The 1744-nt window shown below is 70.1% G+C and carries 1 protein-coding gene; it reads left to right on the top strand.

Features of this window, described 5'->3' with window-relative positions; genetic code table 11:
* Positions 1-305: 305 nt before the first annotated feature.
* Positions 306-1646, top strand: a complete 1341-nt coding sequence (gene murA / locus ACFWFI_RS42600) for a UDP-N-acetylglucosamine 1-carboxyvinyltransferase (protein WP_387401327.1) — start codon at positions 306-308, stop codon at positions 1644-1646.
* The last annotated feature ends 98 nt before the right edge of the window (positions 1647-1744 follow it).

Genomic DNA, 1744 nt, shown 5'->3' with positions numbered 1-1744 from the left:
TCCTTCTGGCCACTTTTTTTCCCCAATCTTCCCCCTCGGGGGGGCCAAAGTGGTCCCCCCGGCCCGGTGCGGCCTCCGCCCGCAGCTCTGGGCGCCCGGCGGCCCCACGGGCGCACCGGGAGCGCACGATCGCGAGGCTGCCGGGCGGACCGTACGGGCGGTGACCCTCCGCAAGCCCGGGGAAGCAGAACGTGTTGTGGCGGATTCATGACGTTCGTATACCCCCCGTCGCCTTACGGAAGGGGGGCGGCGGCCCATTACCCTTTTGATGGCCCCCTGCCCGACCACTCCGGAACGCGAGATACATGACCGGCACAGACGATGTCCTGCTTGTCCACGGCGGCACCCCGCTGGAGGGCGAGATCCGCGTCCGAGGCGCCAAGAACCTGGTGCCGAAGGCAATGGTCGCCGCGCTGCTCGGCAGCGGGCCCAGCCGGCTCCGCAACGTGCCCGACATCCGCGATGTGCGGGTGGTCCGGGGCCTGCTGCAGCTGCACGGCGTAACCGTCCGCCCCGGCGACGAGCCGGGCGAACTCATCCTCGACCCGTCGCACGTCGAGAGCGCGAACGTCGCCGACATCGATGCCCACGCGGGCTCGTCGCGCATCCCGATCCTCTTCTGCGGCCCCCTGCTGCACCGCCTGGGCCACGCCTTCATCCCGGGCCTCGGCGGCTGCGACATCGGCGGCCGGCCGATCGACTTCCACTTCGAGGTGCTCCGCCAGTTCGGCGCGACCATCGAGAAGCGGGCGGACGGCCAGTACCTGGAGGCCCCGCAGCGGCTGCGGGGTACGAAGATCCGGCTTCCGTACCCGTCGGTGGGCTCGACCGAGCAGGTGCTGCTCACCGCCGTACTCGCCGAGGGCGTCACCGAGCTGTCCAACGCGGCCGTCGAACCGGAGATCGAGGACCTCATCTGCGTACTGCAGAAGATGGGCGCGATCATCTCCATGGACACCGACCGGACCATCCGGATCACCGGTGTCGACAGGCTCGACGGTTACACCCATCGGGCGATCCCGGACCGCCTCGAGGCCGCCTCCTGGGCGTCCGCGGCGCTGGCGACCGAGGGCAACATCTACGTGCGCGGCGCACAGCAGCGCTCGATGATGACCTTCCTCAACACCTTCCGCCGTGTCGGAGGCGCCTTCGAGATCGACGACGAGGGCATCCGCTTCTGGCACCCGGGCGGCCCGCTGCAGGCCATCGCCCTGGAGACGGACGTGCACCCCGGCTTCCAGACCGACTGGCAGCAGCCGCTCGTGGTGGCCCTGACGCAGGCCGCCGGGCTGTCGATCGTGCACGAGACGGTCTACGAGTCCCGGCTCGGCTTCACCTCGGCGCTGAACCAGATGGGTGCTCACATCCAGCTCTACCGCGAGTGCCTCGGGGGCTCCGACTGCCGCTTCGGGCAGCGGAACTTCCTGCACTCGGCGGTCGTGTCCGGGCCCACGAAACTCCAGGGCGCGGATCTGGTCATCCCCGACCTGCGAGGCGGGTTCTCGTACCTGATCGCCGCCCTGGCGGCTCAGGGAACGTCCCGGGTGCACGGCATCGACCTGATCAACCGTGGCTACGAGAACTTCATGGACAAGCTCGAGAAGCTCGGCGCGAAGGTCGAGCTTCCGGGCGGCTCACTCGTCTGACGCCCGGCGCGCTCCGGCGCGCGCACAGTGCTGCCGCACACAGCATTGCGCACCCGCACGACGAAGTCCGCCGCCCCGGCCCCCACGAGGGACCGGGG

The organism is Streptomyces sp. NPDC060209 (assembly GCF_042728155.1).
Taxonomy (GTDB): Bacteria; Actinomycetota; Actinomycetes; order Streptomycetales; family Streptomycetaceae; genus Streptomyces.
Note: the sequence above shows the minus strand (reverse complement) of the source record. Positions and strands in the feature narration are given on the sequence as shown.